17 protein-coding genes and 1 pseudogene are annotated in these 20,905 nt (G+C 70.5%); 10 read left to right on the top strand and 8 right to left on the bottom strand.

Going from position 1 to position 20,905, the window contains the following annotated elements; genetic code table 11:
* Nucleotides 1-357 precede the first annotated feature (357 nt).
* The 7 genes from OG948_RS33135 (at nt 358) to OG948_RS33165 (ending at nt 6,753) form a co-directional block, all read left to right on the top strand.
* Nucleotides 358-1,467 carry an RNA polymerase sigma factor gene (locus OG948_RS33135; RefSeq protein WP_406300007.1) on the top strand — a complete coding sequence of 370 codons (1,110 nt, stop codon included), beginning with the start codon at nt 358-360 and terminating at the stop codon, nt 1,465-1,467.
* The gene (locus OG948_RS33140; protein ID WP_406300008.1) at nt 1,464-2,210 is read left to right on the top strand and encodes a hypothetical protein; all 747 of its coding nucleotides are present in this window, start codon (nt 1,464-1,466) and stop codon (nt 2,208-2,210) included. Before OG948_RS33135 ends, OG948_RS33140 begins: the two co-directional genes overlap by 4 nt.
* Nucleotides 2,211-2,581: 371 nt before the next feature.
* Nucleotides 2,582-2,836 carry a DUF397 domain-containing protein gene (locus tag OG948_RS33145; protein ID WP_406300009.1) on the top strand — a complete coding sequence of 85 codons (255 nt, stop codon included), beginning with the start codon at nt 2,582-2,584 and terminating at the stop codon, nt 2,834-2,836.
* The gene (locus tag OG948_RS33150; protein WP_406300010.1) at nt 2,833-3,411 is read left to right on the top strand and encodes a hypothetical protein; all 579 of its coding nucleotides are present in this window, start codon (nt 2,833-2,835) and stop codon (nt 3,409-3,411) included. Before OG948_RS33145 ends, OG948_RS33150 begins: the two co-directional genes overlap by 4 nt.
* Before the next feature lie 318 nt (nt 3,412-3,729).
* The gene (locus OG948_RS33155; RefSeq protein WP_406300011.1) at nt 3,730-3,885 is read left to right on the top strand and encodes a hypothetical protein; all 156 of its coding nucleotides are present in this window, start codon (nt 3,730-3,732) and stop codon (nt 3,883-3,885) included.
* A gap of 292 nt (nt 3,886-4,177) precedes the next feature.
* Complete coding sequence (locus tag OG948_RS33160; protein ID WP_406300012.1) at nt 4,178-4,798, top strand: L-threonylcarbamoyladenylate synthase; 621 nt, start codon at nt 4,178-4,180, stop codon at nt 4,796-4,798.
* 461 nt (nt 4,799-5,259) lie between these two features.
* Nucleotides 5,260-6,753, top strand: coding sequence for a transglycosylase family protein (locus OG948_RS33165; protein WP_406300013.1), 1,494 nt, complete (start codon nt 5,260-5,262; stop codon nt 6,751-6,753).
* On the opposite strand, the gene OG948_RS33170 is transcribed toward OG948_RS33165, so the two are convergent.
* Complete coding sequence (locus OG948_RS33170; RefSeq protein WP_406300014.1) at nt 6,710-7,663, bottom strand: carbohydrate-binding protein; 954 nt, start codon at nt 7,661-7,663, stop codon at nt 6,710-6,712. The two genes, OG948_RS33165 and OG948_RS33170, sit on opposite strands and share 44 nt — an antisense overlap.
* A gap of 729 nt (nt 7,664-8,392) precedes the next feature.
* Nucleotides 8,393-9,352 (bottom strand): MerR family transcriptional regulator, encoded by a 960-nt coding sequence (locus OG948_RS33175; protein WP_406300015.1) that lies wholly within the window; start codon nt 9,350-9,352, stop codon nt 8,393-8,395.
* A gap of 216 nt (nt 9,353-9,568) precedes the next feature.
* Between OG948_RS33175 and OG948_RS33180 the strand changes: the two genes are divergently transcribed.
* Complete coding sequence (locus tag OG948_RS33180; RefSeq protein ID WP_406300016.1) at nt 9,569-11,092, top strand: alpha/beta fold hydrolase; 1,524 nt, start codon at nt 9,569-9,571, stop codon at nt 11,090-11,092.
* A gap of 571 nt (nt 11,093-11,663) precedes the next feature.
* Here OG948_RS33180 and OG948_RS33185 read toward each other — a convergent pair.
* From OG948_RS33185 to OG948_RS33205, 5 genes and pseudogenes are all read right to left on the bottom strand, one after another.
* Complete coding sequence (locus OG948_RS33185; protein ID WP_406300017.1) at nt 11,664-12,119, bottom strand: hypothetical protein; 456 nt, start codon at nt 12,117-12,119, stop codon at nt 11,664-11,666.
* Nucleotides 12,120-12,521: 402 nt separating this feature from the next.
* On the bottom strand, nt 12,522-13,205 hold the full coding sequence (locus OG948_RS33190; RefSeq protein WP_406300018.1) for a hypothetical protein: 684 nt from the start codon (nt 13,203-13,205) through the stop codon (nt 12,522-12,524).
* A gap of 2,160 nt (nt 13,206-15,365) precedes the next feature.
* On the bottom strand, nt 15,366-15,887 hold the full coding sequence (locus OG948_RS33195; protein WP_406300019.1) for a GNAT family N-acetyltransferase: 522 nt from the start codon (nt 15,885-15,887) through the stop codon (nt 15,366-15,368).
* 498 nt (nt 15,888-16,385) lie between these two features.
* A complete protein-coding gene (locus OG948_RS33200; protein WP_406300388.1) occupies nt 16,386-16,868 on the bottom strand; it encodes a hypothetical protein in 483 nt (160 codons plus the stop codon).
* A gap of 75 nt (nt 16,869-16,943) precedes the next feature.
* Nucleotides 16,944-17,282, bottom strand: a pseudogene (locus OG948_RS33205) (IS256 family transposase); the annotation flags it as partial.
* A 322-nt stretch (nt 17,283-17,604) separates the two neighbouring features.
* Between OG948_RS33205 and OG948_RS33210 the strand changes: the two are divergent.
* The gene (locus tag OG948_RS33210) at nt 17,605-19,071 is read left to right on the top strand and encodes a M1 family metallopeptidase (protein ID WP_406300389.1); all 1,467 of its coding nucleotides are present in this window, start codon (nt 17,605-17,607) and stop codon (nt 19,069-19,071) included.
* 248 nt (nt 19,072-19,319) lie between these two features.
* Entirely contained in the window at nt 19,320-19,448 is a 129-nt protein-coding gene (locus OG948_RS33215) for a hypothetical protein (protein ID WP_406300020.1), read from the top strand.
* Nucleotides 19,449-19,489: 41 nt separating this feature from the next.
* Here OG948_RS33215 and OG948_RS33220 read toward each other — a convergent pair whose 3' ends face one another.
* Entirely contained in the window at nt 19,490-20,626 is a 1,137-nt protein-coding gene (locus OG948_RS33220) for an LLM class flavin-dependent oxidoreductase (protein ID WP_406300021.1), read from the bottom strand.
* Nucleotides 20,627-20,905 lie beyond the last annotated feature (279 nt).

A 20,905-nucleotide genomic window follows, 5' to 3' on the forward strand; every position in this document is an offset into this window, starting at 1 on the left:
CCGTCCGAGCACCCTTCGGGCACCGCTCGAAAGATCTTGGAACCCGGACTGGACGGAACGGGCCTCGCGAACGGGATAACGGCGAAGGCATTTCGCGCCTCCCGCGCGCTCCGGGCGTACGCCCCGGACATCCGCGGGTCGCGTGCATCGATCGTTCGGAAGGATCACCCCAGTGATAGGCACCACCTGGCCCACCGGAGCCGGGAACCTCCGGCCCCTCATAGTCGTGCTCACCTTCGTTTCCCTCGTACGGGCCGGAATTCCCACACCGCGCCCGACCGGGGTCTCGCGACACCGAGGCCGCCCCGGGTACGGCCTCCGTGCCACGCGCGCCGTGCGCGGGAAAGGCGGCGGACGATGAGTGAATCCCCCGAAAGGGTCGACGCCCACTGGTTCGACCCCACCGAAGCGGAAATCCGCGCTCTCGGCCTGGAACCGGTCGACGTCTTCCCACGCCTCGACGGCGACGGCTTCGACGACCTCGACGTGTTCGCCGGCATCGACCCGATCGACCCCTTCGCGGCGCCGCACCCGAGAACCGAACCACCCGTCCCCGCCGTCGAGATCGTCCATACGACACCGACCCGGGACGGATCCCTCGACATAGACCTGACGGACCTTCTGCGCAACGACTACCACGCCTTCGCGCAGACCCATCTGCCCACCCTGACCCGCCTCGCCTACCGATCCCTGGGATCCGTGGACGACGCCGTCCGGGCCGTCGAGGACGTCATGGTCGTCGTCGACCGCCGCTGGGACGAACTCCTGCGCGCGCCCGGCCCGCCCGTCGACACCGTCGTCAAACTCCTGATGGAGCGCCTGGACGACCACGCCGCCCGATGCGCCCGCGTTCGCCACGCCATGGCACCCCACCGCAACGCCGACGAGGGCCCAAGGTTGCCGGTCGAACTGCCCTGGGCCGACGAGTTCGTCGACTTCGCCCGCGCCTACCGCCCCACCCTGACCTCGCTCGCCCGCCGACGCCTGGGCTCCCTGCGCCAGGACGCGGAGGACGTCGTCTCCGAGGTGATGCTCGCCATGTGCGTGCGCTGGAACCTTCTGGTCCAACACCCCAGCCCGCCCCAGGCCCTGGCCTACCGCATGCTCAAGCACAAAGCCGTCGACTGGCAGCGCCGGGCCGTCCACCGCCGCGAGATCAGCGTCGACTTCACCGTTTTCCCGGTCCCTGCCGGCACCCGCGCCCTCGGCGACCCCGCGACGTTCGTCCCCGACCTGCACGGCGTGCACCGCGCGATCTCGCTGATGCCCCCCAAGCGGGCCGCCTGCGCCTGGCTGCACCTGGTCATGGAGGTCCCGCCCGCCGAGGTCGCCGACTACCTCGGGATCACCATCTCCACCGTCCGTTCCCACGTACACGCCGCTCGCCGGGAACTCACCGCCGCGCAGTACGGAACCGTCCCCTACGACCCCGTCCGACCCAATCCTCCCGAGGGAAAGACGACATGAACCCCATCGACCGCGCACTCCAGGAGCAACGCCGAGCGCTCGACGAGGCGTTCGCCGACTACGATCCCGCCGCGGCGCTCCAGCGCCTGGCATCGCGCGTCGTGCAGGAACGGCTCGCGGCCGAGCTGATCCGACCGACCCCGCCCCGCCCTCCGTCCCCGGGGGAGGCGGGCGTCGACGACAAGGTCCGCGGTCGGGCGGCGGTCGAACTGGAGCACCTGTGCCGACTGGTGGTCGCTCGCGACGACACCACGGGACTGCTGGCCGACTTCGTCGATCACCGCACCCCGGCCGGTGCCGTGGTGTTCGGATGCCTGCTCTACCTCACCGGACGGACCGAACCGGCGGCGTTCTGGTGGCGGTTCGGCGCCGGGGCCGAGGACGCGGAGGCGATGCGCTTCCTGGTTCTGCACCACTGCGCCGAGAACGACCGCTACGACGCGGCGTGGTGGACCCGACACATGCCCGCCGGCGCGTCCGCACCACGACCCGCGCCCGACGATCCGGGGCCCGAACCGCATCCCGATCCGGACGCCGACACCTACGTCGCGCGTGTGGAACCGGGGATCCGGGGCGTGGAGGACCCCGACTACGGGGAGGTGTGCGTGCCCCACGCATGGCTCAAGTCGCGGGTGCAGACACCGGCCGACCACCCGCCGCGCCCGGCCCCGCGCGTCCTGCCCGACAGGCAACCGACCGCTGACTGCCGACCGTTGACCGCCGAGTCGACCGCTGACCGCTGACCGCTGATCGCGAACGAGGTCGGTCCCCATCCACGGGCTGTCCGGTTGCCGGGAACAGCCGAGCCCCGCCGGGTTGCTCTTCCGGCGGGGCTCGTTCGAGCCTGTGACGGGTCGACGCCCGTCACGAGAGGTCGGGGATTGTCGTGACGGGCTTTTGCACGTCCGTGTGTCGGTGTGTCCGGGTGTCCGCGCGTCACATGACGCGAAGGCGTTCGACGTTGCCGTTCTTGTCGTGCGGGAAGAGGTCGTAGCCCTCCTCCTGTCGTTCCTCCAGGTACGTGGCCAGGTGCATTCCATCCGGTCCTGGCGAAGTCCCACACACGCTGGGACGGTTCGACATGATGGAGTGACCAGCCAACGAGGGGACGCTCATGGGCGGGCGCCGGAAGCCGACGAAGAACAGCAAGGCCGACCCGAGTTGCGGCGATCCGGCCCGGCCCGGCTGGCGCAAGAGCACACACAGCGGTGCCGAGGGATGTTGCGTCGAGGTCGCACCGGTGTCGATTCGCGTCGGCGTTCGGGACTCCGGGTGGCCTCGGCCCGAGAGCATCCTGTTCGGCCGACCGGCGTGGCAAGGCTTCCTGGCGTCCACGCGGGCGCGGCCTGCGGATTCGGACCGTCCGTGAACGACTCACTCATCGTGGCGATCGTCGGGGTGGTCGGTACGCTCGCCGCCGGTGTCTTCGCGCAACGCGGAGCGATGAAATCCAAGATCATCGAACTCCGCCACGCGGAACGCATGCACATCGACACCGAGGCGGAGAACGCGCGCCGCGCCCACCTTGAGGCACGGCGGCAGTCGTACGGCGACCTGAACCAGGCCCTTCGCGACAAGTACACGCACCTGCTGCACCATTGGCGGACCTTGAAGGCAAACCAAACGATCGAGCCGTCACACATCCAGGTCGAAGACGAGTCCGAAGGCGAACTGAGGGCCGCCTACGCGAAGGCACAGATGATCGCCGCCGACAACGTCATCGAACTGGTCGGGCCACTCGTCCAGCGCCTGTACCTCGTGCACCGGGTCGTGCGGCAACACGACCGGGGCGAAACGCCGGATGAGAACCTCGACGCCGTGAAGGCGCACATCGACAAGGCCGCCGAGATGTTGTACGAAGTGCGCCAGGTGATGCGACGAGACCTGGGCATCACGGATCTCCCCCTCGACCGCCCCCCGGGCTACGGCTCCGTCGCCCGATAGCGCCGTACGGGCAGACGCCCACCGGCGTCCGCGAGGTGCCCTCCCGCGTTTCCACGTAGGAGAAGCCGTCGCGTAGCTCCCGGAGCTCCCGTAGCTCCCGGTATCAGCGAGCCTCGGCCGATCGGATTCTGCAAAATTCCATCCACAGCGCATTCCTGGCACCCGGTGCCGGTGCGCACAAAGCCTGGAAAAAGGCTGACGACGCGCGGCCCATGGAACCGCGTTCACGTCGAGCGTGGGAACAAGCGCGAGTCGACTGCCGCGTCGTGACGATGATCGGGACCGCCAGGGTCCAGGACGCCACCAACACCGCGGGCCATGACCACGATTCCCACCACCCCGATCACACCACCGACTCTGCCTCCGGATCCGCGACGCCGGACCGTCACCGAGATCGTCCTCGGCGGAGCCGTGTCCGGAGCCGTCCCTGCCCTCGTCGGCCGGCTCCCGGCCCACCTCACCGACCACACCTGACACCGGCGCCGGCCCCGACCCCACCGCGGGCCGAGGCCGGCGATCAGGTTCGGAGTCGCATCCGTCGGCCGGCAGCGGGCGCTCCTCGCCTCAGGCCCTGTCCGGCGGATCCTGGTGGGTCCGCGTCGCCCGGCACCGCGCCTCGCCGCACCGGAGAAACAGCCGAATGTAACCACCATGCGGCTGCCTCTCCGGCACGCCGACGCACGGCATCCGCCCTTCGGGCTCCTCGCTGCGCTCACGACGCGGCCTTATTCACCAAGATCCGCCGGACAGGGCCTAGGGTCGGCGGATGGCGAAGTATTTCGATGTGCACCCCGATAACCCCCAGCCGCGCACCATCACCAGCGTGGTCGACCTGATCCGCTCCGGATCGCTCATCGCGTACCCGACGGATTCCTGTTTCGCACTGGGATGCCAATTGGGCAACCGTGACGGGATCGGCCGGATCCGGACGATCCGCAACCTCGACGACCGGCACCACTTCACCCTGGTATGCGAGAGCTTCGCCCAACTGGGCCGGTTCGTACACCTGGACAACGACGCGTTCCGCGCCATCAAGGCATCGACGCCCGGTCCCTACACCTTCATCCTCCGCGCCACGTCCGAGGTACCGAAGCAACTGTTGCACCCGAAGAAGAAGACGGTCGGTGTCCGGATTCCCGATCACGTCGTCACCCGGGCCCTGCTCGCCGAACTCGGTGAGCCGATCCTCTCCAGCACGCTGCTCCTGCCCGGCGAGGACGAACCGCTGACACAGGGCTGGGAGATCAAGGAGCGGCTCGACCACGTGGTGGACGCCGTGGTGGACTCGGGCGACTGCGGCACCCAGCCGACCACGGTCGTCGACTACTCCAGCGACGAGGCCGAGATCGTACGCCGAGGCGCGGGCGACACCGCGCGGTTCGAGTAGCCGCCGACCCTCGGGCGAAGACGCCGGCGCCCGGGTCGAGCCGCCGACCCGGGCCCGAGCGACACCGGACGTGCCTCCGTGCCGCCGTGCCCCGGCGTCCCGGTACGTCTCGGGGCGTCGAAGTCGGTGCCCCGGACGTCGACAACGCGTTCGGTACGCCCGGCCTCGGCCGTGTCCATCGGGCGCGCACATCACACCTTGCCAGGGCAGTGCGCGAGCCGACCATCGGCGGGAGCGTCGCTCGGCGCCGGTGGGAACGAAGCCACAGGGATGACCTGCTCCCTTCGGGATGAGACCGCGCGGCCGCTTTGTGCCACGGCAGATTCAGGCCGGCTCCACCCCATGGAAAGCCAGACGAGCAGCGGCCAGGATTTCCACGACCGCCACCTTCGGCGGTCAAGGGAAGAACCGCGGCGTCATTCGAGGACGTGCCGCGGATTTCGCATCGGATTTCGAATTCGGTGTTCACGTCTTCCTGGTCGAAACTCACTCCCGGGAAAACCATGCCTGCTTCATCTTTTCGCCGCCTGATCACCGCATCCGCGGTGCCGGCGCTCGGCGCTTTCGCCCTCGTCGCCCTGTCCGCAAGTCCTCCGACCGCAGCCTCCATCGCCACCTGGGACAAGGTTGCCCAGTGCGAAAGCACCGAAAACTGGTCGATAAACAATGGAAACGGATATTACGGTGGGCTGCAATTCTCCATGAGCACGTGGCGGGAATTCGGTGGAGCGCAATACGCGGCCCGCGCCGACCTCGCGACCAAGAAGCAGCAGATCCTGATCGGCGAAAAGGTGCTCGCCAGGCAGACGGAGAGGGCCTGGCCCACGTGTGGACCGGCGGCAGGGCTGGGTCGTGACCACGCGGATCCCTACCCGGCCGAACCGCCGGTAATTCCCGGTATAGCCGAATTGGCAACGGGTGACTTCAATGGGGACGGCAATTCCGACATCGCCGCCGTTCCGACGTCGGGGAACCTCGCCATCTACCCGGGCAACGGCGTCGGCTCCTTCGATGCCCCCACTCCGGCGGGCACCGACTGGAACACCGTGGCCAACCTGGTCGGCGGCGACTTCAACGGCGACGGAAAGGCAGATCTCGCCGCCGTCGAGAAAACAACCGGGAACCTGTTCATATATACAGGCAACGGAAACGGGACATTCGGCACCCGAATATTCTCCGGCACCGGCTGGAACAGCCTCGACCAGCTCACCGCAGGCGACTTCAACGGCGACGGGAAGTCCGACATAGCCGCCGTCGGCAAGGGTGACGGAAACCTGTACATCTACCCCGGCAACGACGTCGGCTCGTTCGGCACACCGATCTTCGCGGGCACCGGCTGGAACAGCCTCGACCAGTTCACCGCAGGCATGCCCCTGTCGAGTCCCGCCCGATGGTCCACGTCTGACCGTCCCGCCCAGTCGCCCGATGTCACCACCGTCGGGGATGTTCCGGGGGCCGATCACGGCCCCGGAACCGGCCACCACACCGTGCGAGACCCACGAACACGTCACGCCCGACCCGCGCAACCGACGAACCGCACGAACCGGGAGCCCCCTCGGACCCCATCCGGACCCCATTCAGTCGGTCAAGATGAAGAGGTCACCGGTACCCGCCCACCATCCCGACGTTCGAGCAGGTCACAGGCCCTTCCGGTGCACCGGAAGGGCCTCTTGCGCACCTGGGCAATCGACGAAGAGGCCACAGACGCAAAGCGGTTGCCACGGCTGCGGACCCGCAGCTCATGCCCACGTCGATGGCGCCGTGCGAGCCCCTCCGGGCGAGGTGTCGCGGTCGAGTGGTGGAGGTTGCGGAAGCGGACGCGGCAAAGGCCGACTTGCGGCCGGCGCGGGACCGGCGCGCGCTGTGGGTCGGCCCGTCCGATGTCCGGTCGTGCCGCGGTGCTTGTGGTGGTCAGGGGTGCACGGTCCAGTGGTGGTTGGCTGCGGCGCGGGTGAAGGTCAGCGTCGGGCACAGGAAGTCGCTGCCGCGTGGGTTGGTGCTGGTCCAGGGGGAGTCGGTGGGGGTGGCGAGTTGCCATGCGCCGGCCCTGCGGAGTTTGATGTCGGCGCTGTCGAAGGCGGTGCTGCGGGCCTCGGTGCAGAAGTAGCCCTTGCCGGTGGCGGGGTTGACCGTGGCATAGATCTCGAAGATGTCCCAGCCGTAGGCGAGCCGGCTCTGGTCGGTGCCGGAGGAGCGGAAAAGCAGTTCCCAGGCCTGGGTGCGGTGGTTGTACAGATACGACGACCACGCGTTGCCCGAGGTGGCGTCCTTGGTCAACTGCACGCTGTAGGAGGTGATTCCGTTGGCGGTGGTGGTGTACTTCGCCAGGAAGTCGGCATTCACCTTCAGGGTCTTGGCGGGGCCGCTGGTGCCGCACCAGTCCCACGCCCATATCTCGGCGCCCTGGCTCCAGTAGGCGGTGACCACCTCCATGCACGAGTTCTGCGCCTTGGTGGTCGGGGCGTAGGTGAAGTTCTGCGAGTTGGTGACCTTGTACGAGGGATCCACGCTGTGCGTGGCGGTGATCCCGTCGTGCGTGCCCGGCTGCGGGAAGACACCCCAGAAGTTGTGCGTCGGCGCGAGGCTCGCGCCCGCGATGCCCGTCGCGGCGTGGTTCGGCGTGTCGGCGGAGTCGCCGGCGAGCGCCGCGCGCAGCTCGTCGCGCTGCTCGACGAAGGCCCGAACGGCCGTGTCCCGCCCGGGAGTCGGCACGTCGGGCCCGGTCTGTGCGACGACTCCCCGATGCGGCGCGGTGGGCGAGGGAACGGCGCCGGACGGCGGCGAGCCGGCCGCACCGGCGGGTCCGGCCGGGCCCAGCGCGACGAGCGCGACGAGCGCGGTGACCACGGCGGTTGCCAGGGCCATGGGTAACGAGCGAGGACGTGGACGGGCGCGGCGGGACATGCGTCTCCTCGACAGGGGCGGAAGTGGCATGAAACCGGAGGACGAGCGCCGCCGCGGAGTCCGAACCGACCACCGTCGAGCGGGACGTTCCCGTACAGCTCCGATCGGGCGGCACCAAAGTAGCCGGTGGCCCAGTCCCCGGGGTAATCACATCTGCCCATAACATCAAGCGATCTGGGCGCCACAAGTGCGTCCGCGCACGCGGTGCTCATGGGCCTTCGAAGACACCCCCGCTCGCGTGAAACAGCCGCAACCCGGACCCGGCGATCCACGGACGAGGCCGACCGGTGGTGAATGCTTGCCCGTTGTCGGACGGGGACCGGCGGGCCGCGTAACGGCCCGGCGAACAACCCGACGTCGATTGCGACTTGAACCCGACGTCGGTTCCGTGTCGAACCCGACGTCGGTTCCGTCTCGGGTAGAGGCGGAGTGCGCGCGCGGCGTCGACGCGGCTGTGGATGGTCGTGTTTCCGGGGCGACGTGCCTTGCGGCGTATGACCTCGTTGACGCCGGACGGCGCAAGGGGAGTGCGGCGCGCGTCCCCACGCGGGGCCGGCCACGACGGAGCCCCCTCCCCAAGGACATACGTCGTCGGCGCGCGGCCACCCCCACGGCCCGGCCGCCCCGTAGGGCCCAACTCGGCACCCGAGGCGTGGGATCTTCCCGGCCCGGCCCGCCCCCGCGCGGGCCTCAGGCCGCCGAGAGGCCGATGTCGGCGGCGAGGGCCTCGGTGAGCCAGTCGTGTGCGGCACCGGGCGTGGGCTCCGCCGCGCCGGAGCACGGCGTACGGATTGCGGCCACCTGCTGCCAGTAGTGGTCGACGCGCGGGTCCGAGGCAAGTTGGCCGTGCAGGACGCGGCGGAAGGCCGCCGTGTCGCCGGTGCCGCGTGACGTGGCGTACGCGTCGACGAAGCAGTTCAGGGCCTCCCCGGGTTCCGGCGTCCGCCGCGCCCGCAGGTGTGTCGATGCCAGCGCGTACGCGGTGACAAGGCCGTCGTAGAGCACGGCGGGCCGGTAGCCCTCCTCGGGCCGGTGTACGGCGGGTTGGCACTCGTCGACGTTGTCCCCGGGGCAGTTGCCGGTGACGAACGCGTGCAGTCGGGCGAACGCCAGGACCTGTTCCGGCGTCGGGTCGTCGGGGGGTTGTGGCACCGCGTGGTCGATGATCATCGCGGTGACGCGGGCCGGGAGCCGCGCGGGGAGCCAGCGACGCCAGAAGCGGGCCATGGCGGTGGTGTCGGGTGGCGTGGCGATGGCACCGACGAGGCGGAGCCGGTCGGCGCGTTCGTCGGGGGTGGCGTCGCGGAGCAGCAGGAGGGCGGCCTCGCGCCAGCGGAGTGCGGACATCTGCGAGCCGAGTTCGCGCAGGTGATGGGCGACGGCGTCTTCGAGGGCCTCCTCGTCGACGTCGCCGGGGGCGCCGTCGCGGTCGAGGATGCGACGGATCGCGGGGAGGGGAAGGTCCAGGCCGCGGAGCGAACGGATGAGGCGGAGGCGTTCGAATGCCTGGGGCGCGTAGCGGCGGTGACCGCCGGCGCTGCGGCACGCCTCGGGCAGCAGGCCGTGGTCGGAGTAGTAGCGCACGGTCTTGACGGTGACGCCGGCCTGTTCCGCGAGTTCCCCGATGCTGCGCAGACCATCGGCCGACAAAGACGCGAACGAGGAAGAGGACGAGGAGGACAACGACGAGGGCGGGCGCGGGCGCGAAGACGGTGGCGACGGCGTGATCCGGGGCCGCGATGGAGACGACACTTGAACCTCCCTCAAGGGGAGTTCCTACCGTACCCACGAGCGCGGACGGCCGATCGGGTCGGGTGCGCGGCAGCGCGGCGACGCGGCGTCGCGATGGTACGGAAGGAGAAGGTCATGACGGCATTCGTCCTGGTGTCGGGTCCTTTCACGGGCGGCTGGATATGGCGGCGAACGGCCGCGCGGCTGCGGCGGGAGGGGGCGGAGGTGCACGCGGTGACGCTGACCGGCCTCGGTGACCGCCGCCACCTCGCGGGCCCGGGAACGGACCTGGAGACGCATATCGAGGACGTGCTGCAGGTGATCGAGCACGCCGACGCGCACGAGGTGGTTCTCGTGGGGCACGACTACGGCATCCATCCGGTGCTGGGCGCGGCCGATCGTCGGCCGGACCGTATCGCGCGGGTGGTGTACCTGGACGCGGGCATGCCGAGCAACGGCGATGCGGCTCTCGCGCTCGTGCCGCTCCAGGGCGTCCGCGACGGGCTGTCGGAGCGACACAGGGAGCGGACCCCCGGAGAGGTCGACACGCGGTTGCCCGCACCGTCGCCGGACGAGTGGCATCTGTGGGGCAGTACGGACGGTCTCGCGCCGGAGGCGCTGGCGGCGATGACCCGGGCGGCGGCGCCCCATCCGGAGGGGACCTTCGGACAACCCCTCGTGCTCTCCGGCGCGGTCGACGAACTCCCGGCGACCGGCGTGTTGTGCACCTCCAGCGGTACGGACATCGCCCTGCTCGAATCGCTCGCGAGTCTCGGTGACGCCCGTCTCGGGGCTCTCGTCGAACGCCGCGTGACGCTCTTCGAACTGACCACCGGGCATTGGCCGATGGTGTCGGCCCCCGACGAACTCGCGACGGTGCTCATGGGCGCGGCCTCGGGCCAGGGGCACGTGATGAGTGCCGCGACCGCGACGAATGAGGAACCGACGCATCGGCGGCCGTTCCTGCTCGACGCTCCGCCGTGCCCGCGTGAGCGGATCGGTACCGTCGACCTGCATCTGCCGGGCGGCGATTCCCCGCGTCCCGCGGTCGTGTTCCTGCACGGCGGCCCGGTGCCCTCGGACGCGCGGCCGACACCGCGCGACTGGCCGGGTCTGGTGGGCCACGCCCGACTCGCGGCGAGTCTGGGGGCGGTCGGTGTGACGGTGGATCACCGGCTGCACGGTCTCGAGGACTTCGAACGGGCCGCCGCCGACGTCGTGGCGGCGGTCGAGCGGGTACGCGCGCATCCGCGCGTCGACGGCGAGCGCGTCGCCCTGTGGTTCTTCTCGGGCGGCGGCCTGCTGACTACGGACTGGCTCGCGGCTCCCCCCGAGTGGCTGCGCTGCCTGGCGGCGAGTTACCCGGTGTTGGCGCCGCTGCCGAACTGGGGGTTGGGGGACTCGCGGTTCCGTCCGGCGGACGCGGTGGGTGCGGCGGGTCGGCTGCCGATCGTGCTCACCCGCGTGGAGTTGGAGCACAAGGCGATCGCCACGACCGTGGCGCGGTTCCTGTCGGCGGCGGAGGCGGCGGGAGCCGACGTCGAGGTGGTCGACGTACCGCTCGGTCACCACGGCTTCGACACGATCGACCACACGGAGGAGGCGCGTGCCGCCGTGCGGGGTGCGATGTGCTCGGTTCTGCGTCACCTCGCCGGGTGAACGCGTCGGTCGGGCGCGGGTGTTGGTCCCGGCCTCCCGACCTCCCCGCCGAGGCGCATCATCCGGCGCCGGCGTGGTAGGTGCGGTACGCGGGCCCGGTCCTGACGGATCGTCACGAGATGGGCCGCGCCCGACCGGACGACCCTCGATGACGGCCGTGCCACCGCCGTCGCGGCGGTGGCCCGTTCCGACGCAGGAGGTCGTTCAGAGCCCTCCGCCACCACCACGCATCCAGGCGGTCGTGCCCTCCGCGCGGCGTGAGGCGGCGCCGTGGCTGATGGGCGCAGTCGTACCCACCCGCAGTAGGTCGTTACCGGCCGACGCCGCCTCGGCACGTCGCCGCCGCCTGCGGTCCCGCAAGGACGCCGCATCATTGATGGCCTTCTTCACCGCGTGCAACACTGGCGCCTCCAAGACCGACTGGTTGTCACCGCATTCATAGCAAACGAACGCACGCGCCAACCGAGGGAATCCCCTCCCCTCCCGCCGACACCCCACAACAGGCAGGAGAGGCACGGCGGTTGCGGGGGCGTGCGCCGGTAAACGGCCGAGTGGGGAACACCGCTCCGGCTCAGACGGGTTCGGCGCGGTGTGGGTTCGGTTCCGCGGCGTGGATGGCGGCGAGGAGGCGTTGGCCGGCGAACGGCCGGAAACGGGGCCACAGTTCGGGGTCCTGCGACACCGGGGTGACGACGCGGATGTGGGTCGCGTCCCGGACGTCCTCGTCCGAGGACGCGAGCAGTGCTTCCACGATCGCGGCGAGCGCGGGTAGTCGCCCGACTTCACCGGCGCGGGCGGCCGGAGCCAGGACCGGCCAGAAGAACGCCTCGGACAACACGCTGTACGGGTTGAGCGCAAGCGTGACCGAACCGGGAATCGCCCGCTCCGCCGGCGTGGCGTCGAGCCCGGCCTCGTGTGCCAGTCGGTCCAGGTGGGGCCGGGCCGCGGGGCACGCGCGCCAGAGCCGGTGGAACAGCCGACCGGATGCGGGCCGGGTTCGTCCGGAGTCGTATCGGGGTCGTGTCATCCTGCTGCGGCCTCGCGCTCGTCGTGCTCGTGGATCGGTGGAGCCGGGTTCGGCTCGGGAATCGGGTTCGGGTCCGGGTCCGGATGTTCCTGCCCCAGTACGATTCCGAACGCCGGTTCGGATCGGAGATAGGTGGGGTCCTCGGCGTTTCCGCTTCCGGCGCAGGTCCGATCCCCGACTCGGGAGCCGGGGTCGGACCCCGGGGTGCTCCCGTCTCGGGTGCGGTTCCGATCGTCGGGCCAGGTCGCCGAGCCGCCGAGCCGCCGAGCCGCCGGATCGCTGGGTCACCGGGTCACCGGGTCACCGGGTCACTGGCGGCTCGGGAGCCGGGGCCGGCCCCTGTGCGTTCCCGTGCCTGGTGGGGTTTCGATCGCCGGTTTCGGATCGGAAGCCGGGTTCGGGTCAGGAGCCGGGTTCCGGCCCGGGGCGCTCCCGTCTTCGGTGTGGTTCCGTCGGGGCCGCAGCCGGGCCCCGGCGACCGTCGCCGGGTTCGACGGCGGGTTCGACGGCGGGTTCGACAGCGGAGCGACTCGACGTCGGGAGGCCGGCGGCCGTGATCCGCGTGGGATCGAGACCGGCAGTGGCCGGCGGCGCCGCGCCGCGACCTTTCCTCGCGGCCCCCAGGTCGCGGAGCAGTCCCCGCAGCGGTGCGGCGGCGATCAGCGTGCGTCTGCCGTACGGGGACGTCTCGAACCGGGATCCGGTGGCCGGCGCCAGGTCGGGGTCGCGCCGGACCCGGTCGGCGACGTCCAGGACGGTACGCACGCGTGCGGGATTCCCGAGCAACCACCGGATGATCGCGCCGGCTTCGTCGGGCGCCTGCAACGCGCTCCACAACTCGGTGGACTCGGTGACGGCGACCTGACGGTCACGTTCGGTGAGCGTACGGTCGTGGCGCAGCAACTTGTGATACCGGCCGAGGAGGTCGGCGACGTCGACCGCGTGGAAGCGGTCGTTACCGGTGCGTTCCCCCGTGTCGAGTTCGTGGGCGAGGGCCGCCGACGCCTTGCCGTTGCCTCTCCACGTCGACGTACCCGGCTTGGCATAGGTGTCGCGAAGCACCAGCGAAAGCCTCTCGCTGTCCACCTCGGGAGGCGTGGCCCTTGCTTCCGGCTGCCGACCCACCGCGCTTCACCGCCCTGTACCGACTCGGATGTCCAAGCGATTGGGGCTGATGACGCCGCGCGCAATCGCCGCCTTCCCCGGCTCGACGTTCCGGGGAACCGGAAACGGACGATCATGATAGATGCCCGACTTCAAACGCTTTGCAGCGGCTCACACCAAAAGACCAACCGATCCCGACCGCCGGGCATCGACACCACCGAACACCCCGACGACAAGGCCGACATCACCGATTCCCCGTCAACCCACGGCCGAACACACCGCCCTGCCCAGCACGGATTCGCGGCGAACCCGACCCGCAGACTCCCGGGAGCACACCGAGCCGAAGGAGCGCCGCCTCCGGGGGAACGGGCACCACCACCGCGTCGAGAACCCCGCCCTCGCGGGCTGTGCGAGCCCTGTCGGCGGCGTGCACACCGAGCGCGACTCGCCGGCCGATCAACACGGACGGCAGAACACCCACAGGGGCGGCCCGCCCGCGGCACACCACGCACCGCCCGGGACCGCGAACCACTCACCCCCGGCCGCCGCGCCGCAACACGCCGCAGCCCCCGGGCCGCAATACGCCGCCGCCCCCGCGCCCGCCCCACTCCGTCCCGTCCCACGCCGTCTTGCTCACCGGTGGTCCCGACATCGTGATCGAGGGCGCCGCGAGGAAGTGCCGCCGGGTGCCGCCGTCACTCGCGCCCACCGCATCCCTCCCTCCCCACCCCAGCATCGCCCGCATCGCCCCGCATCGTTCCGACCCGCCTCACCGTCGGGGCCGACGGCACCGGTGTCCATCCGCACATCCCCAGACACCACCACCAAGGTCGTCACCGGTGTCGCCGTCACCCCCCGCGCCCACTCCGCCTCGGCCCTACACGGCGCCTCACTGTCGACGCCGGTGGCACCGCCGTGCAGCAGCCACACATTGACGACCGGCTTCGTTCTTTTGGACCGCCACTCACGGGTGGGCCCTTTCGGCACGCCGGGAAGGCGGGGCGTAGGGGTGGAGGAAGTCGATCTCGCGGCGCTGTGACGGAGCCCCCGATCGAGTTGGCGGTCGAGTTCGCAGCGGCCGGCCCGACCGTCTCCACCTGTGTGCCGGACGTCTCACGCTCGTCCGGTCCCGTCGGCGCGGTCATCACTCCTTCCCCCGTGCGCTGAAGCGCCCGTCCGGGGCCGTTGACCCGGTGGGCGAGGATTTCGATGGGGCCGGGTGCCCTGTGACGATCTCCCGCCTGACCCACCGCGATGCTCCGCGGCCTGCCGGAGGACCCGCGTAGTCCGATCGTTGACACGGTGCCCGCCCCCTCCCCATCCGGTGGCCACGGTGATCGGCTGCCGCCCTGGAGGGCAGATACACCGTCAGCGCCCACGGCACGGATGAGGGCCTCGTCGATCCGGCGGCTGCGGGGAAAGGGAAAGCAGCCGTGTCGGCGACCGTGCGCCCGGCTGCCCGGTGCTCCTGGCCCCTTCGAGTCCGGGGCCGGGGCTCGGGTGGTGGGAACGGCCCCTCGCCGGCGGGCGACCCGGTTCGTGGGCCTCGCGCTCGCCGGTCATCCACTCCCAGGGGTGAGGTGGTCGTGTCGGGCCGCGGCGCTGTCGTTGGCGATGTTCCGGGCGACGCGTTTCACTTGACGTGTCAAGAACGCCACCGCTGCGGCGCAGGCATCGCCGTCGCCATCCACGTCCGGGCGGCCGCGTAACAGCTTCGCCCTGGACGGAGGGAGGCCACACCACGCGCGCGGTGGTGGTCGTTCCGAGCGACCGGCGCCGGGAACGCCGGCCGGCCCGACGGTCCGCTGCCGCGCCCCACGTCCCCGGGCGCATTGCCGTATGGCTCACGACGTCGAGGCCGTTTCGACAAGGGGAGCGGCGTCGTTCGTGTGGAGGCGGCTGCGTGTCGGTGTCGGTGTCGCCGGGCCGTCCGGCGGATTTGCCTCGTCGGGGCTTTTTCGACAAGGGATGGGCGGCCTCGTCCGTGAGAGGGCCGCTTCGTGTCGGCCTCGTAGTCGCCGCGACCCATCCGGGAGGTCGGGGTTCCGAACCTCGGCGTGGGTCCGGGTTCGAGGCGCGCGAGGGTCGAGGTTTCGAACCCGTGCCGGGTGGGGGGTTTCGAGGCCCGGTGATGGGTGGGAGTCAGGACAGGTCGAGTTCGCCTATCCGTTCGTCTCCGCTGGTCTCTCCCGTCGGCCGGAAGCCCAGCCTCAGGTAGAAGGCCTCCGGTCCGTCGTCGCCGGGGTGCCAGCTGGTCGTCAGGCGGGTACCGCCGCGGCGCCGGATCTCGTCGGCCACGGACGCGACCGCGAACCGGCCATATCCGCGGCGTTGTTCCCCGGCCGCGATGTTCAGGCGCCACAGCCCCGAACGCAGGTCGGTGGCCTTCCCGCCCCTGCCCCCGTCCCCGGCTTCGGCTTCGGCTTCGGTCGGATCGTCGTCGAAGAACGCCATGTCGATGTCGAAGAACGCCATGAGGAACCCGACGGGCCGGTCGCCGTCGAGGATCAGACGTGGCCAGGCCGTATCCGGATGCACATACGCCTGGGCGAGCGACTTCACCACCGGAGCGACCAGATGCGCCTGGTTCGGGCGTACCCGCAGGTCGACGGCGTCGTCGAAGTTGGCAGGGGTGATCTTCTCCAGACGGAGCGTAGTCGTCATGCGTAAACCCTCGAACGGTCCGCGCCGAGGGGTCAACCAGGTTTCGCCTTCACGCCCGGCGGCGGAGTATCGAGGAACTCGCCCGGCGGCGGCGGAAGAACACCCGGCTACGCCAGGCCGTGGAGGTCCTGAGAGAGACCCGGTGACGGTGCACCCGTTCATCGAGACGGAGAAAAGCGCAGGTCACACAGCGTCAAATGCGCCTGTGAACTGCTGAAGGTCTCCCGAGCCGCCCCTTACCACCGCCGCAGCCCGGTCCCGGCCCCGAGCCGTCGAGGATGCCAAGCTCACCGGGCAGATCACTGAGGCCCACCAGCGCTCGTGCGGCAACTACCGCGCGCCGCGCATCCATGCCGTCCTGGTTCGCGCCGGCGCCCGGGGCGGGTGGTGTCGGCGTACTCGTCAAGTACCCAACCAAGTGCACGTGAACGTGCTCACGTGAGGACGATGCCGGTGCCCGTCTGCCCACTGCCTGGTCAGCGGAACCGGCCTTTCGTCCTACCGCCTCTGCGGCACGGCCGGCAACGGCAGATCGAGCAGGCGGGCAAGGGCGGCCGCCAAAGAGGCGGAGCGGCCGGGCAGGTGCCGGGATGCCCAGTCGGCCGCCGGCGCGACGAAGTCGGCCAGGTCCCGCTCGACACCCACCAGCAGCCGCCCGAGCTCGGAGGCGGACAGCTCGATCACCGGGCTGTCGCTCTGCCCGGACCCGACGGTCAGCCGGACGGTGTCGCCGAACCGCTCGGCGGTCGGCTGCGGATCGTGGCCGAGCCAGGGCCGCTCGCCGCCGTCGACGACCTCGTGCCACTGACGCCGGCCCTCCAGCCCACAGCAGCAGCCGGGCAGCAACGTGACTCCCGTGGAGCCGTCCACGACGCACAGCGGCTCACCGGTGAGAGGAAGGTAGCCGAACGGCTTCGTCTCGGCGACGGGCCGGAAGGCGAAGTCGCCGTCGGGCACATCCATCTCCAGCACGGGCTGCATCACGATCACCCGGCGAAGTGTGCCCCACTCCCCGCCCACCCCACCTCTCGTTTACGCCTGGGCACCCCCCATCACCAGCGCGGGCACGAAGTAACCCGATGACAGCCCGTACAGGTGGAGCAGCGGAAGTACCTCGCTGATCTTCGGAGACTTGCGACACCAGGGCGGGAGGATCGCCGAGGAGAACCGCTTGCGTTCCCCGGTCGCCTCGTCCACGCGCTTGTCGTTGACCCGCGGAGCCTCGACCTCGATGGTCCCGGGGCGGTGGTGACCTTCCGCGGCTGGTGGTAGTCGTTTGCGGACCTCCGGCCGGCGAACGCCCTCATCACACTCGGCTGCCAACTCGGCTACATACGTGTTGACTTCGTCTTCGGGCGCGGCGGCCGGCATGCGTCGGGTGCCCGCGCGGACCATCTCGTCGATCAGGGAGCCGTTCGGGGCGGAGCCATCACGCCCTGCGGCCAGAGTACGGCTCGCCGATGCCGACGCCCCACGCCCGCGCCGGCATCGGCGCCGATGGCGATGGGCCCGAGGAGCCAGCGGCCGGGGCGGTGTCGCGACGAGGTCGCGGCGTCCCCCATTTCGGCGCGCTTTCGTCTCGCGAACATCCGTTCGTTCGGGCGTAGGAGAGGGCCCGTGGGGACAAGGATCGATCCGACCCGTTTTCCCGGTTACCCTGTGGAGGACCACTGTGCGCAAGAGGCTGATCGTCTCTGCCGCCGCCGGCGCGCTCGCCATGCTCCTGTCCGTCCCCGCCTCCGCCGCCAATGTCGGCCCGGGAGCGGCGGGCATCGGCGACCCCTATTACCCGTACGCCGGCAACGGCGGCTATGACGTCTCGCACTACGACATCCGGCTCAAGTACCAGCCCGCCACCGACGAGTTAGAGGGCACCACCACCATCCTGGCCACCGCGACCCAGGACCTCACCCGCTTCAACCTCGACTTCGTGCTCAAGGTGAAGGAGGTGCTGGTCAACGGCCGCACCGCCAAGTTCGCCGGCACCGGTGAGCATGAGCTGGAGGTCACCCCCGCCCGGGTGATCACCAAGGGCAGCCCGATCACCGTCGTCGTCCGCTACGCCGACAAGCCCGGCGAGGTCGAGCGTGGAGGCCAGTCGGCCTGGCTGCGCACTCCCGACGGCGGCGTCGCCGCCAACGAGCCGGAGGGCGCGGCCTGGTGGTACCCGAGCAACGACCACCCGACCGACAAGGCCACCTTCGACGTGTCCGTACTCGTGCCCGACGGCACCCAGGTGGTCAGCAACGGCACCTCGACCCAGAGCTCGCGGGCCGGCTGGACCCGCTACAACTACCGGCAGACCAAGCCGCAGGCCACCTACCTGGCCACGCTGGCGATCGGCAGGTTCGACATTCGCACCGACACCACCCCGGGCGGGCTGCCCGTGATCACCGCGTACAGCAAGGACCTCGGCGACAACGCCGGTGCGGCGCAGGCCAGTGTCGAACGGACCGGCGAGTTGGTCGACTGGCTGAGCGGCTACTTCGGCGCGTACCCGTTCGGCACGGTCGGCGGCTATGTGCCCAACGTGCCCACCGGGTACGCGCTGGAGACCCAGGGGCAGATCTTCTACAGTCCCGCGCAGTTCGCCCGGGGCGCCAACACCTCCGTCGTGGTGCACGAGTTGGCCCACCAGTGGTACGGGGACAGCGTGTCCGTGCAGCGCTGGAGTGACATCTGGCTCAACGAGGGCTTCGCCCGGTACTCGCAGTGGCTGTGGTCCGAGCACGAAAACGAGGGCACGGCACAGGAGTTGGCCGACTACGTCTACAACCTCTACCCGGCCGACCACGCGTTCTGGACCGTCAAGCCCGGCGACCCGGGCGCGGACCATCAGTTCGACATCGCCGTCTACGACCGGGGCGCGGTGGCGGTGCAGGCGCTGCGCAACGCCGTCGGGGACGACAAGTTCTTCCAGATCCTGAAGGGGTGGCCGACCGAGCGCAAGTACGGCAATGCCACCATCCAGCAATTCCAGGCGTACGCGGAGCGGATCTCCGGCAAGCCGCTGGGCGAGCTGTTGAACACCTGGCTGTTCACGCCGGCGAAGCCCGCGGCGGGCTCGGCCGGTGCGGCGCCGAGCCCGGCGAAGTCGAGTGTCACGGCGGCGGACGTACTGCCGGAGCCGAAGTCCTGGAAGAAGATCCAGGAGACCAACACGGTGCACGAGCACAAGGATTGATGATTCGTCCGCGCTGAACCCCGAACGGCCCGGCCATCCGCAGGTGGAGCGGACGGCCGGGCCGTTCGCCGTGCTCGGCCCCGGAGGTGCCGGGACGCGGACGGACGTGGGCCAACTCCTCCATTCCGTACGGGGAATTGCTCCATCGCGAAGCGGCGGAGGACGGACGAGCCACCGTCGGGGCGAGTTGCGGCTCATCGGCGGTCCACAGGGCGCCCAGGGCCAGCCGAGGCGCCCGGCAGGCCGGGATGCAGGCCGAACCCGACACACCGGCCGGCCACGCTGCGGGCGTCGGCGTCGGCGTCGGCGTCGGCGTCGAATTCGACATCGACATCGACATCGACATCGGCGGTGGCGGGGCAGCCCGCGTGCTGTGACCAGGCCGACCGAGAGCAGTTCGCGGGCTTCGCCCCACCGCCTACGACACGTCCCTGGCCCCAACCGCGCGTTCCTCGTCCGGGTGCCGCCACAGACCCTCCGCGGCCAGCCTCGGCAGCACTCCCTCCCCGAACCAGTACGCCTCCTCCAGGTGCGGATAGCCGGAGAGCACGAACTCCTCGATCCCCAACGCCGCGTACTCCTTGATCAGTTCGACGACCTCGGCGTGGCTGCCGACCAACGCCGTGCCCGCGCCCCCGCGCACCAGCCCGATCCCGGCCCACAGATTGGGATGGATCTCCAAGCCGTCCCGGCTGCCGCCCCCGTGCAGCGCCAGCATCCGTCGTTGCCCCTCCGACTCGCTGCGGGCCAGCCCCGCCTGTACGGATCTCACCGTTTCGGGATCGAAGCCGGCCAACAGCCGTTCCGCCTCCGCCCACGCCTGTGCCGAGGTGTCGCGGGTGATCACGTGCAGGCGGATGCCGAAGCGCAGCACGCGTCCGTGTCCCGCCGCCAGGCCGCGGATCCACGCGATCTTCTCCGCGACCCGGGCCGGTGGCTCGCCCCAGGTGAGGTACACGTCCACGTGTCGGGCCGCGACCTCTCCGGCGAGGGCCGAAGAACCGCCGAAGTACACCTCGGGCACCGGATCGGGGACCCGGGCCAGCGCCGCGGCCTCGACCCGGAGGTGTTCGCCACGCGCATCGACGGTCTTGCCCTCCCACAGGCCGCGCACGATCTCCAGGAACTCACCGGTACGCCGGTAGCGGGCGTCCTTGTCGAGGAAGTCGCCGTAGGCGCGCTGCTCTTGGCTCTCGCCTCCGGTGACGACATTGAGCAACAGCCGTCCACGGGTCTGGCGTTGGAAGGTGGAGGCCATCTGCGCGGCCAGCGTAGGCGAGATGAAACCGGGCCGGAACGCGACCAGGAACTTCAGCCGTTCACTGTGCTGAGCGACCATCGCGGTGGTCAACCAGGCGTCCTCGCACCATGCGCCGGTGGGTGTGAGTGCACCGACGAAGCCGAGATCCTCGGCGGCGCGGGCAATCTGACTCAGGTATGCGACCGTCGGCGGCCGGTCCCGCCCGGAGGTGGTGACCGGGGCTCCGTGGCCGCCGCCGACGACATGTCGGCTGTCGCCGTTGGTGGGCAGGAACCAGTGAAAGGTGAGGGACACGGGAAGACTCCGCTTGGCTCGTCGGCTTGGATCGTCGGCACATCGAGGGTGTTGTACGTGCGGTGCCGGGACACCTTGTCGACGCGGCCGACCGCCGAGGACCACAGCGTCCACGCCCCGTCGAGGGCGACGCTCCCGCTCCCGGTGAGGCGCCGGCCGAGTTCGTCCCGGTCGTCGTGAAAGCTCAGGCCCGCGGAGTCGAAGCCCACGCTCGCGAAGCCGTGGCCGTCGGCAGGCGCGGACACGCGGAACTCCCGTTGCGGATACCGTCGATTGCGG

Source organism: Embleya sp. NBC_00888 (assembly GCF_045207655.1).
In the GTDB taxonomy this organism is placed as follows: Bacteria; Actinomycetota; Actinomycetes; order Streptomycetales; family Streptomycetaceae; genus Embleya.